This is a genomic window from Pseudomonas sp. Irchel s3h14 (assembly GCF_900187425.1).
Lineage (GTDB): Bacteria > Pseudomonadota > Gammaproteobacteria > Pseudomonadales > Pseudomonadaceae > Aquipseudomonas.
In genome coordinates this window covers 1-18,175 of the sequence record NZ_FYDJ01000002.1, presented here as the reverse complement: position 1 = coordinate 18,175, position 18,175 = coordinate 1, and the positions used below count along the sequence as shown (strand labels likewise).

The following is an 18,175-nucleotide window of genomic DNA, read 5'->3' as shown; positions in this document are numbered from 1 at the left end:
GAATGTGGCATGGAAACACGAAGCTTCAGCGCGGCAGAACGACTGGAACGGCTGCCCATCAGCGGTTATCACCGAATCATTTTCATCATCATTGCCCTGGCGTTTTTCTTCGACTCCATGGACCTGGCGATGATGACTTTCCTGCTCGGCTCGATCAAAGCCGAGTTCGGCCTGAGCACGGCACAGGCCGGGTTGCTGGCCAGCTCGAGCTTTTTCGGCATGGTCGTGGGGGCGTCGCTGTCCGGCATGCTGGCCGACCGCTTCGGGCGCAAACCGGTGTTCCAGTGGAGCATCGTGTTGTGGGGGATCGCCAGTTATCTGTGCTCCACGGCGCAGACCGTCGAAACGCTGACGTTGTTTCGAATCCTGTTGGGGATCGGTATGGGCATGGAGTTTCCCATCGCCCAGTCGATGCTCTCGGAGCTGATTCCAGCCAAACGGCGCGGGCGTTACATTGCGTTGATGGACGGTTTCTGGCCGCTGGGCTTCGTCGCCGCCGGGGTACTGTCGTACTTCCTGCTTCCGGTGATTGGCTGGCGGGACATCTTCCTGGTGTTGGCGGTGCCGGCGGTGTTTGTCCTGGCGATTCGCTTTTTCATTCCCGAATCACCGCGCTGGCTGGAACAGGCCGGGCACCATGACGTGGCAGACAAGGTCTTGCTGCGCATCGAAGATCGGGTCCGGGCATCTCTGGGACGTTCGGATCTGCCTGAGCCGATCCGCCTGCCGAGAGTGGCGAGTACGCCGGGCCATTTCTTTTCCGCGTTGCGGCAGATCTGGTCGCCGCTTTATCGCCAGCGCACGATGATGATCTGGAGCGTCTGGTTCTTCGCCTTGCTGGGTTTCTATGGCCTGACGTCCTGGCTCAGTGCGTTGCTGCAGCAGTCGGGTTTTGCCGTGACTCAGTCGGTGTATTACACGGTGTTGATTTCCCTTGGCGGGATTCCCGGTTTCCTGATGGCCGCCTGGCTGGTGGAGCGTTGGGGACGTAAACCGGTGTGCGTGGTGACAATGCTCGGCGGCGGGGTGATGGCGTTTCTTTATGGTCAGAGCGCAGTGTTTGGCGGCAACGTCAGCCTGTTGATTGCGTCGGGGCTGCTGATGCAGTTTTTCCTGTTCGGCATGTGGGCGGTGCTTTACACCTACACGCCTGAGTTGTACCCGACATCGGCGCGGGCCACGGGCTCGGGTTTTGCGTCGGCAATTGGCCGCGTGGGTTCGTTGCTCGGGCCAATGGTGACCGGGTTGGTGTTCCCGATGACCGGGCAGGGCGGGGTGTTTGCGTTGGGGGCGATGTGTTTTGCGATTGCGGCAGGGGTGGTGTGGGTGTTCGGGATGGAGACCCGGGGCAAGACACTGGAGGAGTTGAGCGAAGCAGTCGCTTAATGATGATCGTTCCCACGCTCCGCGTGGGAATGCAGCCCGGGACGCTCCGCGTCCCAAGAGCGGACGCAGAGCGTCCGGTGAGGCATTCCCACGCAGAGCGTGGGAACGATCAGTCACTAGGGTTTCACAAGCCGTGCATCCAGGCTGTTCTGCGCCAATCGCTTGGCCTGGTCCTGGGTCATGCCTAAATGGGTGTACAACGCGTGGAAGTTCTCGGTGACATAACCACCGAAGTACGCCGGGTCATCCGAGTTCACGGTCACTTTCACGCCACGCTCGAGCATGTCGAGAATGTTGTGCTGAGACATGTGATCGAACACGCAGAGTTTGGTGTTCGACAACGGGCACACGGTCAACGGGATTTGCTCGTCGATGATCCGCTGCATCAAGCGCTCATCTTCGATGGCGCGCACGCCATGGTCGATGCGCTGGACTTTCAGCAAGTCGAGGGCTTCCCAGATGTACTCGGGCGGGCCTTCTTCACCGGCGTGGGCAACGGTAAGGAAGCCTTCGTGACGGGCACGATCAAACACGCGCTGGAACTTGCTTGGCGGGTGACCCATTTCCGAACTGTCCAGACCGACGGCGACAAACGCATCACGGAACGGCAGCGCCTGGTCGAGGGTTTTCTCGGCTTCTTCTTCGCTCAAGTGACGCAGGAAGCTCAGGATCAAACCGCTGGTGATGCCCAGTTGCTGCTCGCCATCATTCAACGCGGCGGCGATGCCGTTGAGCACCACTTCGAACGGCACGCCACGGTCGGTGTGGGTCTGCGGGTCGAAGAACGGTTCGGTGTGAATCACGTTCTGCGCCTTGCAGCGCAACAGGTAAGCCCAGGTCAGGTCGTAGAAATCCTGAGAGGTGCGCAACACGTCGGCGCCCTGGTAATACAGGTCGAGAAATTCTTGCAGGTTGTTGAAGGCGTAGGCCTTGCGCAGGGTTTCGACATCGCTCCACGGCAGGGCAATCTTGTTGCGTTCGGCCAGGGCGAACAGCAGCTCAGGCTCCAGCGAACCCTCGAGGTGCAGGTGCAGTTCTGCCTTGGGCAGGGCGTTCAGCCAGTCGTACATAGTCTTTTCTCATCAGGTGCAGATGGCGAGCATTCTACAGATGCCCATGGAAACAATTAGCAAAACCTGACCAGCCGGTTCATCACAGCGCTTCCTGTTCCCGTCGATAGGCGTAGGTATCGGCGAAGCGCGAGAGCAGGAATTCGGCGCAGGTGGTGGCCGGATACTGTGCCGGGTGCTGTTCATCCTGACAGCCGGGCAGGCATTCGATGACCGTGTCAGGGTGCGGCTCGGCGAAGAACGGCATCGAGTAACGGTCCACGCCCAGCGGGCTGATCACCCGGTGCGGCGTCGACAGGTAACGGTCGTTGCTCCAGCGCGCCATCATGTCGCCGAGGTTGACCACGAACGTGCCGTCGATTGGCGGTGCATCGATCCACTCGCCTTTAACGTTTCGCACTTGCAGGCCGCCGGCGGCATCCTGATACAGCAGGGTGATACAACCGTAATCGGTGTGGGCACCGGCGCCTTGTTGCTCTTCGGAACTGGCGGTGTGGCGCGGTGGGTAATGAATCATCCGTAGCACGCTGACCGGCTCAACGAAACGGGTGTCGAAAAAGTCGCGCTCAATGCCCAGCGCCACGGTCATGGCCCGTAACAGGGTTAGGGCCAAGGCCTGCATGTCGACGTAGTGCTGCTCCATCAGCGATTCCCAGCCGGGCATCGACGGATGACGGTTGGGGCCGCGCAGCGGTTTTTCTGCCAACACTTCAGGGTGATCGGCCGGCAGGTGCAGACCCATATCGAAGGTTTCTTTCAGGTCGCTGGGTTTGCTCGGGTCAAGTTGTTCGGTGGCGATGGCGCCATAACCGCGGTGGTGGCGGGTTTGGGTGATGTCGATCTTGAGTTTTTCGGCGGCGGGCAGGGCGAAGAAACGTTGGGCGTGGTCGAGCACGGCGTTAATACGCGCAGCAGGGATTGGGTGACCCTTGATATAAAAAAAGCCCCACTCGCGGCAGGCGTGATCGATTTGCGTGGCGACTGATTGCCAGGCATGTGCGTCATCGCTGTAGAGCAGGCTGACGTCGATGATGGGAAGTTGGTTCATGCGCAGTCCTTAAGAACGCTGAAAATCCATTGTGGGAGCGGGCTTGCTCGCGAAGGGGCCAGCACATTCAACATCTTTGTTGACTGACCCAGCGCCTTCGCGAGCAAGCCCGCTCCCACAGGGTTCTGTGGTTGACCCGGGGAGTTACTTCGGAATGTCGGCCTTCATGCCTTCAACGTAGTAGTTCATTGATGCCAGCTCCGCATTGCTCGCCGTCGCGCCCGCCGCGATTTTCTCGACGCCTGCCTGATCCTTGATCGGTCCGGTGAACGGGTGGAATGCGCCGCTCTTGATGTCGGCAATGATCTGCTCTGCCTCGGCTTTCACCGGTGCCGGCACCAGATCGCTGATCGGCAACTCAACCGTACCTTCCTTCAAACCACCCCAGTAATCCTGCGACTTCCACGTGTGGTCGAGCACGCTTTGGGTCGCCTGAATGTAGTGCGGGCCCCAGTCGTTAACGATCGACGTCAGCACCGCTTTCGGCCCGAAGTGCGCCATGTCCGAAGCGTAGCCCACGGCATACACGCCGCGACGTTCAGCCGCCTGGATCGGCGCCGGGCTGTCGGTGTGCTGGAACACCACGTCCACGCCCTGATCGATCAACGCGTTGGCGGCATCGGCTTCTTTGCCCGGATCGAACCAGGAGTTGACCCACACCACTTTGATCTCGGTGCCGGGGTTGTACTTGTTCAGGGCCAGTTGAATGGCGTTGATGTCGCGGATCACTTCCGGGATCGGGAAAGACGCGACGTAACCGATCTTCTTGGTCCTGGTCATCTTCGCCGCGAGGAAACCGCCGACGTAGCGCCCTTCATAGGTGCGCGCCAGGTAGGTGCCGAGGTTCTTGTCCTGCTTGTAGCCGGTCGCGTGTTCGAAGGTCACCTTGGGAAATTGTTTGGCGACTTTCAGGGTCGGGTTCATGTAGCCGAAGGACGTGGTGAAGATCAGGTCGTACTTGTCCTTGGCCATGTTGCGGATCACCCGCTCGGCGTCGGCGCCTTCAGCGACGTTTTCCACATAGTTGGTGGTGATCTGGTTACCGAACTTTTCGGCCAGCGCCTTGCGCCCCTGTTCATGCTGATACGTCCAGCCGTGGTCGCCAATCGGACCGATGTAGACGAAGCCGACTTTCAGCGGGTCTGCGGCACTGGCAGTCAGGCTGGCGCTCAGACCGATGGCCGCGGCAACGGCGCAAAGCAGCTTCTTCAACGGACGTTTGTGCATGAATTCGAACTCCATGTTGTTGTGAGGTTGGCAAGGCCAATGCAAATTGCTGACCAACAAGACAACAAATGCGAAACCGCGTAACGACTTGCCCGCGATGAGGCCCGCAAGGCCAATAAAAGTGCACCCCCCGAACCTGTTGCCATCCACTGGTGCGCTAAGGTGTAACGAAACGTTAGCGCCGCCCCACCGTCAGTAGCTCATCACCCTGGTTTCGCTTCACACGACAAAAAGGCCCGCAATGCTCACACTCCTCAAGCAAGAAAAGTTTCTGCTGCTGGCCCTGCTCGCCGCCGTCGTCGCTGCGATGATCTTCCTCACGCTGATCGTCAGCGCGATCAACCTCAACGATGGCGAAACCAACGCCATCGAAGGCATGACCCACTTTGTGCTGTTTGCGACGTTCATCATGTTGTCGCTGTTGGGCTTTTGATCGTTCCCACGCTCTGCGTGGGAATGCAGCCCGGGACGCTCCGCGTCCCAAGAGCGGACGCAGAGCGTCCATTGAGGCATTCCCACGCGGAGCGTGGGAACGATCAGGTGGTGGATCAGGTACCGGCGATTAGCTGCCGAGCCGCCTGGCTGTGATCCGCAATCAACCCCTTCAAATCCAGCCCTTCAACCTGCCCATCAATCACCCGCCACTTGCCGCCGACCATCACCCGATCCGCCCGATCAGCGCCGCACAGCAGCAACGCCGACACCGGATCATGACTGCCGGAGAACCGCAGCTCATCGAGCTTGAACAGCGCCAGATCCGCCTGCTTGCCCACCGCCAGTTCACCGATATCGGTACGCCCGAGCAAACTCGCCGAACCCTTGGTCGCCCACCCCAAAACCAGTTCCGGCGTGATCTTTTCGGCGCCATAACGCAGCCGCTGAATGTACAGCGCCTGACGGGTTTCCAGCATCATGTTCGATGCATCGTTGGACGCCGAACCGTCCACGCCCAAGCCCAGCAACGCGCCGGCAGCGGTCAGGTCCAGGGTCGGGCAAATGCCGGAAGCCAGGCGCATGTTCGAACTAGGGCAATGGCAAATACCGGTGCCGGCGGCGCCGAGGCGAGCGATTTCATCCGGGTTGAAGTGGATGCCATGAGCGAGCCAGGTGCGCGGGCCGAGCCAGCCGACGCTGTCCAGGTAATCCACGGTGCGCAACCCGAAGCGTTGCAGGCAGAAGTCTTCTTCGTCGAGGGTTTCCGCCAGATGGGTGTGCAGGCGCACGTCGAGTTTGTTCGCCAGTTCGGCGCTGGCGGACATGATTTCCGGGGTCACCGAGAACGGCGAGCAGGGCGCCAGTGCGATCTGGATTTGCGCGCCATCGCCACGCTCGTGGTACTCGGCGATCAAGCGTTGGCTGTCGGCGAGGATCACTTCGCCTTCCTGCACGGTCTGCTGCGGCGGCAGGCCGCCGTCCTTTTCACCGAGGCTCATGGAACCGCGCGTCAGCATGGCGCGCATGCCCAGTTCGCGAACGCTTTCGACTTGCACGTCGATCGCATTTTCCAGGCCTTGCGGAAACAGGTAATGGTGGTCGGCCGCGGTGGTGCAGCCAGACAGCAGCAACTCGGCCAACGCGACTTTGCTGGCGAGGGCGAGTTTTTCAGGGGTGAGGCGGGCCCAGACCGGGTAGAGGGTTTTCAGCCACGGGAACAACGGCTGATTGACCACCGGTGCCCAAGCGCGGGTCAGGGTTTGATAGAAGTGGTGATGGGTGTTGATCAGTCCCGGCAGGATCACATGCTCGCGGGCATCGAAGACTTGTCCACAAGGCGCGGAAGGTTGCTGGCCGGCGGAGAGCACTTCGACGATCAAACCGTCTTGCAGCACCAGGCCGCCACGGGCATCGAGGCCATTGGCAGTGAAGATCGCGAGGGGATTTTTTAACCAGGTACGGGTCGCAGGCATGTTGGCCGGCTCCTCTGAAAGTTGGGTTCAGGTTAGCCAGCTCAGTGATTACCCTGTCTGCTGATCCAGGGTCGCCGCGGGGGACGAGGTGCGGAGTTTCGAACAAAACCGCTCGGCAGGCAAGCCTCGCCCGACAGGACAACACAAATCCCCTGTGGGAGCGGGCTTGCTCGCGAAAGCGGTGTGTCAGTCGACATTGATATTGACTGACACGGCCCCTTCGCGAGCAAGCCCGCTCCCACATTGGATCTGGGGTGATTACCAGGGAATGGTTTCACCCCGGTAATTCACAAAATGATGCCCGCCCTTGCCGGTATACGCATTCACCTGATCGACCAACCCACGCGTACTGGTGTCGACATCAATGTCGGCACCTTCACCGCCCATGTCGGTCTTCACCCAACCCGGATGCAGCGACAGCACGGTGAGTTTCTGCTCGCCCAACTGAGTGACGAAGCTGCTGGTCATCGAGTTCAGCGCCGCTTTACTGGCCTTGTACAACGCCAGCTCGGGCGCATCCGGCATGGTTACGCTGCCCAGCACCGAACTCATGAACGCCAGCACGCCGGTATCCGGACGAATCTGCCCGACAAAACGCTGGGCCAGATTGATCGGCGCCACCGCATTGGTGAAGAACAGTTGGCCGACCTCTGCCAGCGTCGCGCCGCCCGGCGTCTGAACTTCCGGGCCTTTGACCCCGGCATTCACGAACAGCAGGTCAAACACTTCGCCCTTGAGCTGCTGGCTCAGGGCGATGACCGCCTGCTGATCGTCCATGTCGAGTTTTTCGATCCGCACCTTGCCCAAGGCCTGCAAGGCTTCGGCGTTCTGCGGGTTGCGCACGGTGGCGGTGACCTGCCAACCGTCGGCCAGCAGGGTTTTCACCAGACCGAGGCCCAGGCCTCGGGAGGCGCCGATGATGAGTGCGGTTTTTGCCGTAGACATGAGTGGCTTCCTTGATAAATGAGGATCACGGATTCAATGGACAACGCTGGCCGAGCCGTTGCTGCAACTCCTGACGCAGCGCGCCGAGTTCGTCGATTCGGGTTTCGATCAGTTTGAGTTTGTCTTGCAGCAACTGCGTGACGGCGCTGTCCGGATCGGGCGACTGCCATATCGCGGCGACGCTGTTGCCGATCTCGCCGAGGGTAAAGCCCAATCGCTGAGCGGTCTTGATGTACTGCACCAGTTGCACCATGTCCGCCGGATAGTCGCGATAACCGTTGGCGCTGCGTTGCGCCGCAATCAACCCGCGTTGCTCGTAGAAGCGCAGCGTGTCGCGGCTGACGGCGCTGGCCTGGGCTAATTCACCGATGCGCATCATGACATCTCGAGAGGGCTTGACCCTGGAGCATACTCCAGGCTTTAGCCTTGTTGCTCCCTGAATTTATGGAGCAAAACGGATGTGGACTTCAACGCAATATCGCCGGTTAGTGAAGGGTAGCGCCTGGTATGACTTGATCGTCATGGTGGCGTTTGTCACGCCGTGGAGTTTTGCGGCGTTGCATGGAGTTTTGTTGAGTGTGAGTCAGGTGTTCAATTTGTCTGGCGAACTGCCGCCGTTTGAGCCGATGCACATGCTGATGGCCAATCTGTTGGGGTCAATTGTCTGCGTGTGGGCGGTGCTGCGGATTCGTGATCCGCAGCAAGTGTTTGGGCGGTATGACGCGGTCGGTAGATTTCTGTTTTCGGCTTGGCAGCTCTATGCCTTGCTCCATGGCGCCAGTTCGCTATTGGTGATTTTCCTGTTCTTTGAATTGGCGTGGGGCGTAGCTCAGGGGTTGCCAGTTCGGCAGCCATCGCTGGCAAGCCATGCTCCTACAGGCGCAGCGCCAAACCTGTAGGAGCCGAGCTTGCTCGCGATGGGGCCCGCCCGGCCAGCCTCTAATGCCCGGCCTGCCACGGCTTCCCCAACGACACCGGCGCAAACAACCGCGTACGCACCGCATCCCGAGACAGCAGCACCAACACCACAATGGTCGCGACATACGGCAGCATCGCCAGCAGACTCGACGGAATCGCCAGCCCCAACCCCTGCGCCACCAGGTGCAGGATGCTGGCGAGCCCGAACAGATACGCCCCCAGCAGCAATCGCCACACCCGCCAACTGGCAAACACCACCAGTGCCAGGGCAATCCAGCCCCGGCCGGCGCTCATGTTCTCCGCCCACATCGGCGTATAAGCCAGCGACAAATAAACCCCGGCCAATCCAGCCATCGCCCCGCCAAACAGCACCGCCAATGTGCGCACGCCCAACACCGGCAAGCCCATGGCACTGGCGGCATCCGGGTTTTCCCCGACCGCCTGAATGATCAGCCCGACGCGACTTTTCACAATCACCCACGCCACCAGCGCAAACAGCACGAACGACACATACACCAGCAGATCCTGCGCAAACAGCATCCGTCCGATCAGCGGGATTTCACTCAAATAAGGAATCGCCACCGGCTCGAAACCGGCCAGCGGTTTACCGACCCACGCCGCGCCGACAAAGGTCGACAGGCCCACACCGAAGATCGTCAGCGCCAACCCGGTGGCCACCTGATTGGCGTTGAACACCAGCGCCACCAGCGCAAACAGGGACGACAACAGCATCCCGGCAAGCATCGCCAGCAACACGCCGAGCCACAGGTTGCCGCTGTTCAGCGCGACGATAAAACCGATCACCGCACCAAACAGCATCATGCCTTCCTGGCCGAGGTTGAGGACGCCGCTCTTTTCACAGATCAATTCACCCAGCGCCACCAGCAGCAACGGTGTGCCGCAGCGGACCATGGCGTAGAAAATATTACTCAGCAGATCGATATCCATCACAGCGCTCCAGCTTGTACGGCGGTGGCTTGTGCGCGACGGGTCCAGCGCAGGTTCAAGCGTGGTCGGTAGAGAATCAGCACGTCACTGGCCAGCAGGAAAAACAACATCATTCCCTGGAACAATTGGGTGATTGCCTGGGGCAGATTCATGCTCATCTGCGCGCTCTCGCCGCCGATGTACAGCAACGCCATCAACAGGCTGGAAAACAGAATGCCGATGGGATTGAGTCGCCCGAGAAACGCCACGGTGATCGCGGCATAGCCGTAACCGGGCGAGACCTGTGGCACCAACTGGCCGATCGGCCCGGTGACTTCACACACGCCGGCCAGCCCCGCCAACCCTCCGCTGATCAACAGCGCCAGCCAGATCAGTCGCTTCTCGCGAAAGCCAACGAACCCCGCCGCGCGCTTGTCCAGCCCGAGCACTTTGATCTGGAACCCGATAAAGCTTTTCTGCAGCAACACCCACACCGCCACCAACGCGAACAAGGCGAAATACACGCCCACGTGGACCCGACCATCCTCCATCAACAGAGGCAAACGGCTGGCATCACCGAACATCGCCGACTCCGGAAAGTTGAACCCCGCCGGATCCTTTAGCGGCCCATGCACACAGAACAGCAGCAGGTTCAGGGCGATGTAATTGAGCATGATGCTAGTGAGGATTTCGTTGGCGTTGAATCGCGTACGCAACCACGCCGTCAGCCCGGCCCACGCGGCACCGGCCAGGGTGCCGACGAGCAGGATCAGCACCAGCGCCCAGCGACTTTGCATGCCGATGATGTTCACCGCCAGCGCACTGCCGGCCAGGGCGCCAAGCAGCAACTGACCTTCGGCGCCGATGTTCCAGATTCGTGCTTGGTACGCCACCGCCAGCCCCAACGCGCAGAGCAAAATCGGCAGCGCTTTGACCAGCAGTTCGGAGACGCCATAAAGGTCGCTGACCGGGGCGATCAGCAAGGTGTGCAAAGTCAGCAATGGGTCATGCCCCAGCGCAATAAACAGCAGCGAGCCACAGCCCAACGTCAGGACAGCCGCCAGCAACGGCGAGCACCACAACATCAGGCGCGATTGCTGGCCACGGGGTTCGAGAGAAAGCAGCATGTGAAACTCCGTTAAACCATTGCACGTAATTGAGGAGCGTCGAACTGGCCGGCCATCCAGCCGCCGACATCGATCAGGCGGGTGTCGACCGTGGGCTTGAGCGGTGACAATCGACCACCGCACAAGGCGCCGAGGCGGTCGCTGATCTGGAACAGTTCGTCGAGGTCTTCGGAGATCACCAGGATCGCCGCGCCGGCGTCGCGCAAGGCAATCAGCGCCCGGTGAATGGTCGCGGCAGCACCGACGTCCACGCCCCAGGTCGGGTGCGCGGCCACCAGCAGTTTCGGTTGCTGCAGGATTTCCCGGCCGAGGATGAATTTCTGCAAGTTGCCGCCGGACAGGCTGCGGGCCGGTGTCTGGGTGTCGGGCGTCTTCACCCCGAAGCGACGGATGATCTCTTCGGCCAAGGCTTCGACCTTGTTGCGCTGGATCAGGCCGTTGCTGACCAGCCCTTGTTGAAAGGCGGTGAGCAGAGCGTTGTCCGCCAGGCTCAAGTCCGGTACCGCGCCATGACCGAGGCGTTCGGCGGGGACGAAGGCCAGGCCCAGTTTGCGCCGTGCATCCGGCCGCAAATGCGCCACCGGTTGCCCGGCGAAACTGATCGTTGCGCCGTCGTTGCGGCTTAGAGGTTCCTCGCCGCTGAGCAGGGCCAGCAACTCATCCTGACCATTGCCCGCGACCCCGGCGATGCCGACGATCTCGCCATTGCGCACTTGCAGGTAAATGTCATTCAGCGAGCAGCCGAACGGGTCCGGGTTGTGCCAGGACAATCCCGTCACGTTCAGGAATGCATTAGCGCCAGTGACTTTCGGATAATCCGTAATCAGCGCAGCGGCTTCGCCGACCATCAACTGCGCCAATTGCCGATCCGAACACTCGGCCGGCACGCAATGCCCGGCCACCCGACCGCCGCGCAACACCGTGGCGCTGTGACACAGCGCGCGAACTTCACCGAGTTTGTGGCTGATAAACAGAATGCTGCAGCCCTCGGCGGCCAGTCGACGCAGGGTGACGAACAATTCGTCGGCCTCTTGCGGAGTCAGCACCGAGGTCGGCTCATCGAGAATCAGCAGACGGATGTCCTGCATCAGGCAACGAATGATTTCCACCCGCTGGCGTTCGCCGATCGACAGGCTGTGGACAAGTCGCTCCGGCTCCAGCGCCATGCCGTAGCGCCGGGAGACTTCACGAATCTTTGGCTCAAGCTGTTTCGGTGTACCCGCCGCCGCGCCCATCGCCAGGGCAATGTTCTGCGCCACGCTCAGTGTCTCGAACAGCGAGAAATGCTGGAACACCATGCCAATTCCCAGCCCCCGAGCCTGAGCCGGGTTGCGCAGGGTCACGCGTTGCCCTTGCCAGATCATCTCTCCCGAGTCCGCGTGGGTGACGCCGTAGATGATCTTCATCAGCGTACTTTTGCCCGCGCCGTTTTCGCCAAGCAGGGCATGGATTTCGCCAGGGGCTATGCTCAAGTCGATGGCATCGTTGGCCAGGCAACCGGGGTAGCGCTTGCTGATTCTGCGCAGTTGCAGACGAGGTGTTGGATCGGGGATCGGCACGGGGTTGGGCATGACAGGCTCGGGTCGATTGAAGTGATGCCTGTGGACAAAGCAATTTCCTGGCCATTGAGTCAGGAAAACTCAAAAGCGTTACAGGCAAAGGCTTGGAAGACGACGCCTTGCCCTATGTCGATCCCGAACCAGGCACCACTTGAGGGCAACGCCGTTGATCAGGCTCCGGTTTTGCTCAGGGTGTTTGATCAAAAAACGAGCAACCGACGACAAGCCACGCCGGACATGGGGCGGCGACAGCCATGAACGGGTTATCCACAGATTGCTCCACAGTATTTGTGCGCAAGCCTGAGGCTCGGGCATAAGCACTGTGTGGCTTTCTTCTAAAGGTGATAAACCGCTCTAACTGATTGTTTTTACGCGGATTTAGATTTTTTGATGGCGGATTGGATGAAAAGTGAGCAAAGCCCGCAAAGCCGCATGACAGAAGGGTTACAGCCGGGTGTGCTCAGGTTATCCACAGCCGGGTGCACAGTAGATGTGGGCAAATGCAGAGGTTCGACGAAAGGGCTGCGAACGTTATTGGTGCGATTAGTGCTGCAACAAAATGCGCCCGCGACTCAGATCCGCCAGCTGCGTTTGCAGGGTATCGATCTGGCTTTCGCCGACTGCCAATTGCAGTTCTACGCCGTTGGCCGTGAACGTTTCTTCCACAACCAATCCACCCAGTTCCGCCACCCGAAGCTTCACCAGCGGCAACTCTGCAAAAGCACAGGCGCAACTCACCGGCACCCGACTGATCAACTCAACCTTCGCCGCCGCTTGCAGGCACTTGTTGGCGCCGCCGCCATACGCCCGGGCGAGGCCACCGGTGCCGAGTTGAATGCCGCCATACCAACGAATCACCAGCACCGCGACCTGATCGCAATCCTGCGCGTCGATTGCCGCCAGAATCGGCCGGCCAGCGGTGCCGCCGGGCTCGCCATCGTCAGTGCTGCGGTATTGGTCGCCAAGCTTCCAGGCCCAGCAATTGTGCGAGGCATTCAAATCGCTGTGCTGTTCGATGAACGCCTGGGCTTCAGCAGGGCTGTTGATCGGTGCGGCGAAAGTGATGAAGCGGCTTTTGCGAATCTCTTCGCGGTACTCGCAAAAACCGCTGAGGGTAAAAGGCATAAGTGTCTTAGATCGTTGGCGTCAGGCCGCAGCCCTTGAGAATGATTCGGATCAGGTTGTTGCCGGCGTCTTCCATGTCCTGCTTGGTGAGTTTGGTACGCCCGCTGACACGGCAGATCTGCGTGGCGAAATCGGCGTAATGCTGAGTGCTGCCCCACAACAGGAAGATCAGGTTCACCGGGTCGACCGGGTCCATTTTTCCGGCGTCGATCCACGCTTGGAACACGCCCGCCCGCCCCTGGAACCAGGCGCGATAGTCTTGATTGAAATACTCGGTCAGGCACTCGCCGCCGCTGATCACTTCCATCGCGAAGATCCGCGAGGCCTGCGGCTGGCGACGGGAGAATTCCATCTTGGCGCGGATGTAACGCGTCAGCGCTTCGGCCGGATCATCTTCAGCGGTCAGGGTGTTGAAGGTGCTGTCCCACAACTGGAGGATGTTGCTCAACACCGCCACGTACAAACCGAGTTTGTTGGTGAAGTAGTAATGCAGGTTCGCCTTGGGCAACCCGGCATTCAGGGCGATGGTGTTCATACTGGTGCCTTTGAACCCGTGACGGGCGAACTCGTCTTCGGCGGCTTTGATGATGGTCTCTTCGTTCTTCTGACGAATGCGGCTGGCAGGTTTGCCGCCGTGAGCGGGGACTTCAAAGGTCATAGGCACTTCCGAACAAGTGAGTGGGTGCAACCAGTGCGTTGATAGCGCACCCACCGGCATCAGACAAGTCCTGACGCGATAAAACCTAGCGTGTCGCAGCCAGGCTCTCCAAAAAGCTTTCCAGCACCAAATGCGGGCGACGGCCCTTGCGCGTGACCGATGCGAGGCTCAGGTCGTAAAAACGCACCTTTGGTTTCAGCGCACGCAACCGGCCTTGCTGCACCCAGAGGCTGGCGTAGTGGTCCGGCAGGTAGCCGATGTAGCGTCCGGTGAGGATCAGGAACGCCATGCCTTCACGGTCCGAGGCGCTGGCGGTGCAATTGAGCGCCTGGTAATGGGCCTGGATTTCCGCGGGCAAACGGAAGGTCGGCGCGATGGCGTCCTGGCTATTGAGGCGCTCGTCATCCAGTTGTTTATCGTCGACATAAAACAACGGATGACCGACCGCGCAATACAGCAGCGAGCGTTCGCTATAAAGCGGCTGATATTCCAGCCCCGACAGCGCACTGGCTTGCGGCACCACACCGACATGCAATCGACCGTCGAGCACGCCTTGTTCGACTTCATTGGGTGCGATCATGCGGATCTGAATCTGCACGTCCGGACCGCGTTCCTTCAATTGCGCCAAGGCATGGGTGATGCGCATATGGGGGAGGGTGACCAGGTTGTCGGTCAGGCCGATGGTCAATTCGCCGCGCAGATGTTGGTGCAGGCCGTTGACCTCGGTGCGGAAACTTTCCAGCGCACTTAATAGCTGCAAGGCCGATTGGTAAACCTCGCGGCCTTCCTCGGTCAGGGAAAAACCGGCGCGACCCCGTTGGCATAAACGCAGACCGAGGCGCTGTTCCAGATCGCTCATTTGCTGGCTGATGGCCGAGCGACCGATCCCCAGCACCGATTCCGCCGCGGAGAAGCCGCCGCATTCCACCACACTGCGAAAGATCCGAAGCAGGCGGATATCAAAGTCACTGACTTGCGCCAGCGGATCGGGGCGACGGCTGCTCATAGTTTAGTGATGACCTGACTGAACGTTAGAAGAGTTGGATTTCACAGACTTTATCCCCGTGGCAATTTAGCTGCAAGAACGCTTTTGATCTCTATGCCGCTTATTGCCCTGCGAGGTTTTGCCCATGAACTTGCCTGAAAACAACCCGACTTCCCTGGCCAGCCAGCTCAAGCTCGATGCTCACTGGATGCCCTACACCGCCAACCGTAATTTCCAGCGCGATCCGCGACTGATCGTGGCGGCTGAAGGTAGTTGGCTGATCGATGACAAGGGCCGCAAGGTTTACGACTCGCTCTCCGGTTTGTGGACCTGCGGCGCCGGGCATACCCGTAAGGAAATTCAGGAGGCGGTCGCCAAGCAATTGGGCACCCTCGATTACTCGCCGGGCTTCCAGTACGGCCATCCGCTGTCGTTCCAGCTGGCTGAGAAAATCACCGACCTGACCCCGGGCAATCTGAATCATGTGTTCTTCACTGACTCGGGCTCCGAGTGCGCTGACACGGCGGTGAAGATGGTGCGTGCTTACTGGCGCCTGAAAGGCCAGGCCACCAAGACCAAGATGATCGGTCGTGCCCGTGGCTATCACGGCGTGAACATCGCCGGCACCAGCCTCGGCGGCGTGAACGGCAACCGCAAAATGTTCGGTCAGGCGATGATGGACGTCGATCACCTGCCGCACACCTTGCTGGCCAGCAATGCTTATTCCCGTGGCATGCCGAAAGAGGGCGGCATCGCCCTGGCGGATGAACTGCTCAAGTTGATCGAGCTGCATGACGCTTCGAACATCGCTGCAGTGTTCGTCGAGCCAATGGCCGGCTCCGCTGGCGTACTGGTTCCGCCGCAGGGTTACCTCAAACGTCTGCGCGAGATCTGCGATCAGCACAACATCCTGCTGGTGTTCGACGAAGTGATCACCGGTTTCGGCCGTACCGGCTCGATGTTCGGCGCCGACAGCTTCGGCGTAACCCCGGACCTGATGTGCATCGCCAAGCAAGTCACTAACGGCGCGATCCCAATGGGCGCGGTGATTGCCAGCTCCGAGATCTACCAGACCTTCATGAACCAGGCGACGCCTGAGTACGCGGTGGAATTCCCGCACGGCTACACCTATTCCGCGCACCCGGTGGCTTGCGCCGCTGGCCTGGCAGCACTCGACCTGCTGCAAAAGGAAAATCTGGTGCAGAGCGTGGCCGAAGTCGCACCGCATTTCGAAAATGCGCTGCACGGTCTGAAGGGCTCGAAAAACATCATCGATATTCGTAACTACGGCCTGGCCGGTGCGATCCAGATCGCGCCGCGTGACGGCGACGCCATCGTGCGTCCGTTCGAAGCCGGTATGGCGTTGTGGAAAGCCGGGTTCTATGTGCGCTTCGGCGGCGACACCCTGCAGTTCGGCCCAACCTTCAACAGCAAGCCGCAAGACCTTGATCGTCTGTTCGACGCGGTCGGCGAAGTGCTGAACAAGATCGACTGATTTTCCCTTCTATTCTCTCTATATATAAAGACGGGCGCCCCTTGAAGGGCGTCTCGTGGACAAATTTTCAGGAGCCCCGCATGAGCCTTATCCCGCATTTGATCAATGGCGAACTGGTGACCGAAGACGGTCGCACCGCTGACGTGTTCAACCCGTCTACCGGCCAGGCGATCCACAAGCTGCCGTTGGCCAGCCGCGAAACCATTCAAAAAGCCATCGACTCGGCCAAGGCTGCGTTCCCGGCCTGGCGTAACACTCCGCCGGCCAAGCGTGCGCAGGTGATGTTCCGCTTCAAGCAATTGCTGGAACAGAACGAAGCGCGTATCGCTCAACTGATTAGCGAAGAACACGGCAAGACGCTGGAAGATGCTGCCGGTGAATTGAAGCGCGGTATCGAGAACGTTGAGTTCGCTTGCGCGGCACCGGAAATCCTCAAGGGCGAGTACAGCCGTAACGTAGGCCCGAACATTGATGCCTGGTCGGACTTCCAGCCGCTGGGCGTGGTGGCCGGTATTACGCCGTTCAACTTCCCGGCGATGGTGCCGCTGTGGATGTATCCGCTGGCGATCGTCTGCGGCAACTGCTTCATCCTCAAACCGTCCGAGCGTGATCCAAGCTCCACGCTGTTGATCGCTCAATTGCTGTTGGAAGCCGGCCTGCCTAAAGGTGTGCTGAGTGTGGTTCACGGCGACAAGGCTGCGGTGGACGCGCTGATCGAAGCGCCGGAAGTCAAAGCATTGAGCTTCGTTGGTTCGACGCCGATTGCCGAATACATTTACGCCGAAGGCACCAAGCGCGGCAAACGCGTTCAGGCACTGGGTGGCGCGAAGAACCATGCGGTGTTGATGCCGGATGCGGATCTGGATAACGCGGTCAGCGCGCTGATGGGCGCGGCTTATGGTTCTTGCGGTGAACGTTGCATGGCGATCTCGGTGGCTGTGTGCGTCGGTGACCAGGTGGCGGATGCGCTGGTGGCCAAGTTGGTACCGCAAATCAAGGCGCTGAAAATCGGTGCCGGTACTTCATGTGGTCTGGACATGGGGCCGCTGGTTTCCGGTCAGGCTCGCGACAAAGTCAGTGGCTATATAGAAGACGGTGTTTCTTCTGGTGCGACCTTGGTGGTGGATGGTCGTGGTCTGAGCGTGGCCGGTCATGAGGAAGGTTTCTTCCTGGGTGGCTGCCTGTTCGACAACGTCACGCCAGAGATGCGTATCTATAAAGAAGAGATCTTCGGACCGGTGCTGTGTGTCGTCCGGGTTAACAGCCTGGAAGAGGCGATGCAGCTGATCAACGATCACGAGTATGGCAACGGCACCTGCATCTTTACCCGTGATGGGGAAGCGGCGCGGTTGTTCTGCGACGAGATCGAAGTCGGTATGGTCGGCGTCAACGTACCGCTGCCGGTACCGGTGGCTTATCACAGCTTTGGCGGCTGGAAGCGTTCGCTGTTCGGCGACTTGCATGCGTACGGTCCGGATGGCGTGCGTTTCTACACCCGTCGCAAGGCGATTACCCAGCGCTGGCCACAACGGGCGAGCCATGAAGCTTCGCAGTTCGCATTTCCTAGCTTGTAAGTAGAAGGGAAGAAGGCCGGCCCCTTGGGGCCGGCCTTTGCGTTTCAGGGGCTTTTTTCACCTATATGACAGAATTGTGAAAATAGGTGTTGACGGAAGATTCTGGAAGTCTATAATTCGCCCCACTTCCGGCGCAGTCGAAACGGAAAACTCCTTGGTAAACAATGAGTTACGCAGTTTTCGACAGCGAGTTGCTTCAGGTCATCGAAGCCCAGAAGGAGTCG

The 18,175-nt window shown here is 59.9% G+C and carries 16 protein-coding genes and 1 pseudogene; 5 read left to right on the top strand and 12 right to left on the bottom strand.

The window, feature by feature from the left end:
• The first annotated feature begins 9 nt into the window (after positions 1-9).
• On the top strand, positions 10-1,386 hold the full coding sequence (locus CKW16_RS03800) for an MFS transporter (protein WP_095127277.1): 1,377 nt from the start codon (positions 10-12) through the stop codon (positions 1,384-1,386).
• Positions 1,387-1,502: 116 nt separating this feature from the next.
• On the opposite strand, the gene CKW16_RS03795 is transcribed toward CKW16_RS03800, so the two are convergent.
• The 3 genes from CKW16_RS03795 to CKW16_RS03785 all read right to left on the bottom strand — a co-directional run bounded on the left by CKW16_RS03795 (position 1,503) and on the right by CKW16_RS03785 (position 4,731).
• Positions 1,503-2,456: an adenosine deaminase gene (locus CKW16_RS03795; protein ID WP_095127276.1), complete on the bottom strand. Its 954-nt coding sequence runs from the start codon at positions 2,454-2,456 to the stop codon at positions 1,503-1,505.
• An 82-nt stretch (positions 2,457-2,538) separates the two neighbouring features.
• Positions 2,539-3,504: a 2-oxoglutarate and iron-dependent oxygenase domain-containing protein gene (locus CKW16_RS03790; RefSeq protein ID WP_095127275.1), complete on the bottom strand. Its 966-nt coding sequence runs from the start codon at positions 3,502-3,504 to the stop codon at positions 2,539-2,541.
• 144 nt (positions 3,505-3,648) lie between these two features.
• On the bottom strand, positions 3,649-4,731 hold the full coding sequence (locus CKW16_RS03785; protein ID WP_095127274.1) for a BMP family ABC transporter substrate-binding protein: 1,083 nt from the start codon (positions 4,729-4,731) through the stop codon (positions 3,649-3,651).
• Between the two features lie 307 nt (positions 4,732-5,038).
• Between CKW16_RS03785 and CKW16_RS03780 the strand changes: the two are divergent.
• A pseudogene (locus tag CKW16_RS03780) lies at positions 5,039-5,164 on the top strand (calcium:proton antiporter); the annotation flags it as partial.
• 115 nt (positions 5,165-5,279) lie between these two features.
• Here the strand turns inward: CKW16_RS03780 and CKW16_RS03775 are convergent.
• The 3 genes from CKW16_RS03775 to CKW16_RS03760 all read right to left on the bottom strand — a co-directional run bounded on the left by CKW16_RS03775 (position 5,280) and on the right by CKW16_RS03760 (position 7,959).
• A complete protein-coding gene (locus CKW16_RS03775) occupies positions 5,280-6,638 on the bottom strand; it encodes an 8-oxoguanine deaminase (RefSeq protein WP_095127273.1) in 1,359 nt (452 codons plus the stop codon).
• A gap of 258 nt (positions 6,639-6,896) precedes the next feature.
• Positions 6,897-7,583 (bottom strand): SDR family oxidoreductase, encoded by a 687-nt coding sequence (locus CKW16_RS03765; RefSeq protein WP_095127271.1) that lies wholly within the window; start codon positions 7,581-7,583, stop codon positions 6,897-6,899.
• A gap of 25 nt (positions 7,584-7,608) precedes the next feature.
• The gene (locus CKW16_RS03760; RefSeq protein ID WP_095127716.1) at positions 7,609-7,959 is read right to left on the bottom strand and encodes a MerR family transcriptional regulator; all 351 of its coding nucleotides are present in this window, start codon (positions 7,957-7,959) and stop codon (positions 7,609-7,611) included.
• An 82-nt stretch (positions 7,960-8,041) separates the two neighbouring features.
• Here CKW16_RS03760 and CKW16_RS03755 point away from each other — a divergent pair, with 82 nt between their 5' ends.
• Positions 8,042-8,482: a hypothetical protein gene (locus tag CKW16_RS03755; RefSeq protein ID WP_095127270.1), complete on the top strand. Its 441-nt coding sequence runs from the start codon at positions 8,042-8,044 to the stop codon at positions 8,480-8,482.
• Between the two features lie 40 nt (positions 8,483-8,522).
• On the opposite strand, the gene CKW16_RS03750 is transcribed toward CKW16_RS03755, so the two are convergent.
• The 6 genes from CKW16_RS03750 to CKW16_RS03725 form a co-directional block, all read right to left on the bottom strand.
• Positions 8,523-9,449: an ABC transporter permease gene (locus CKW16_RS03750; protein WP_095127269.1), complete on the bottom strand. Its 927-nt coding sequence runs from the start codon at positions 9,447-9,449 to the stop codon at positions 8,523-8,525.
• Positions 9,449-10,555 (bottom strand): ABC transporter permease, encoded by a 1,107-nt coding sequence (locus CKW16_RS03745; protein ID WP_095127268.1) that lies wholly within the window; start codon positions 10,553-10,555, stop codon positions 9,449-9,451. The genes CKW16_RS03750 and CKW16_RS03745 overlap by 1 nt, the downstream gene beginning before the upstream one ends.
• Positions 10,556-10,566: 11 nt before the next feature.
• On the bottom strand, positions 10,567-12,126 hold the full coding sequence (locus CKW16_RS03740) for an ABC transporter ATP-binding protein (RefSeq protein WP_095127267.1): 1,560 nt from the start codon (positions 12,124-12,126) through the stop codon (positions 10,567-10,569).
• A 531-nt stretch (positions 12,127-12,657) separates the two neighbouring features.
• On the bottom strand, positions 12,658-13,239 hold the full coding sequence (locus CKW16_RS03735; protein WP_095127266.1) for a YigZ family protein: 582 nt from the start codon (positions 13,237-13,239) through the stop codon (positions 12,658-12,660).
• A 7-nt stretch (positions 13,240-13,246) separates the two neighbouring features.
• The gene (locus CKW16_RS03730; protein ID WP_046044703.1) at positions 13,247-13,897 is read right to left on the bottom strand and encodes a TetR/AcrR family transcriptional regulator; all 651 of its coding nucleotides are present in this window, start codon (positions 13,895-13,897) and stop codon (positions 13,247-13,249) included.
• A gap of 85 nt (positions 13,898-13,982) precedes the next feature.
• Positions 13,983-14,903: a LysR family transcriptional regulator gene (locus CKW16_RS03725; protein ID WP_046044702.1), complete on the bottom strand. Its 921-nt coding sequence runs from the start codon at positions 14,901-14,903 to the stop codon at positions 13,983-13,985.
• A gap of 124 nt (positions 14,904-15,027) precedes the next feature.
• On the opposite strand from CKW16_RS03725, the gene CKW16_RS03720 reads away from it, so the two are divergent.
• Both CKW16_RS03720 and CKW16_RS03715 read left to right on the top strand, forming a co-directional pair.
• A complete protein-coding gene (locus CKW16_RS03720) occupies positions 15,028-16,377 on the top strand; it encodes an aspartate aminotransferase family protein (RefSeq protein ID WP_095127265.1) in 1,350 nt (449 codons plus the stop codon).
• Positions 16,378-16,457: 80 nt separating this feature from the next.
• Positions 16,458-17,951 carry a CoA-acylating methylmalonate-semialdehyde dehydrogenase gene (locus CKW16_RS03715; protein ID WP_095127264.1) on the top strand — a complete coding sequence of 498 codons (1,494 nt, stop codon included), beginning with the start codon at positions 16,458-16,460 and terminating at the stop codon, positions 17,949-17,951.
• Positions 17,952-18,175: the final 224 nt, after the last annotated feature.

What these genes read in the sequence shown, in the direction of transcription:
- CKW16_RS03790 (WP_095127275.1), bottom strand. Translation starts at nt 3,504, where the DNA reads ATGAACCAACTTCCCATCATCGACGTCAGCCTGCTCTACAGCGATGAC.
- CKW16_RS03750 (WP_095127269.1), bottom strand. Translation starts at nt 9,449, where the DNA reads ATGGATATCGATCTGCTGAGTAATATTTTCTACGCCATGGTCCGCTGC.
- CKW16_RS03760 (WP_095127716.1), bottom strand. Translation starts at nt 7,959, where the DNA reads ATGCGCATCGGTGAATTAGCCCAGGCCAGCGCCGTCAGCCGCGACACG.
- CKW16_RS03765 (WP_095127271.1), bottom strand. Translation starts at nt 7,583, where the DNA reads ATGTCTACGGCAAAAACCGCACTCATCATCGGCGCCTCCCGAGGCCTG.
- CKW16_RS03755 (WP_095127270.1), top strand. Translation starts at nt 8,042, where the DNA reads ATGTGGACTTCAACGCAATATCGCCGGTTAGTGAAGGGTAGCGCCTGG.
- CKW16_RS03785 (WP_095127274.1), bottom strand. Translation starts at nt 4,731, where the DNA reads ATGCACAAACGTCCGTTGAAGAAGCTGCTTTGCGCCGTTGCCGCGGCC.
- CKW16_RS03775 (WP_095127273.1), bottom strand. Translation starts at nt 6,638, where the DNA reads ATGCCTGCGACCCGTACCTGGTTAAAAAATCCCCTCGCGATCTTCACT.
- CKW16_RS03720 (WP_095127265.1), top strand. Translation starts at nt 15,028, where the DNA reads ATGAACTTGCCTGAAAACAACCCGACTTCCCTGGCCAGCCAGCTCAAG.
- CKW16_RS03715 (WP_095127264.1), top strand. Translation starts at nt 16,458, where the DNA reads ATGAGCCTTATCCCGCATTTGATCAATGGCGAACTGGTGACCGAAGAC.
- CKW16_RS03730 (WP_046044703.1), bottom strand. Translation starts at nt 13,897, where the DNA reads ATGACCTTTGAAGTCCCCGCTCACGGCGGCAAACCTGCCAGCCGCATT.
- CKW16_RS03800 (WP_095127277.1), top strand. Translation starts at nt 10, where the DNA reads ATGGAAACACGAAGCTTCAGCGCGGCAGAACGACTGGAACGGCTGCCC.
- CKW16_RS03745 (WP_095127268.1), bottom strand. Translation starts at nt 10,555, where the DNA reads ATGCTGCTTTCTCTCGAACCCCGTGGCCAGCAATCGCGCCTGATGTTG.
- CKW16_RS03795 (WP_095127276.1), bottom strand. Translation starts at nt 2,456, where the DNA reads ATGTACGACTGGCTGAACGCCCTGCCCAAGGCAGAACTGCACCTGCAC.
- CKW16_RS03725 (WP_046044702.1), bottom strand. Translation starts at nt 14,903, where the DNA reads ATGAGCAGCCGTCGCCCCGATCCGCTGGCGCAAGTCAGTGACTTTGAT.
- CKW16_RS03740 (WP_095127267.1), bottom strand. Translation starts at nt 12,126, where the DNA reads ATGCCCAACCCCGTGCCGATCCCCGATCCAACACCTCGTCTGCAACTG.
- CKW16_RS03735 (WP_095127266.1), bottom strand. Translation starts at nt 13,239, where the DNA reads ATGCCTTTTACCCTCAGCGGTTTTTGCGAGTACCGCGAAGAGATTCGC.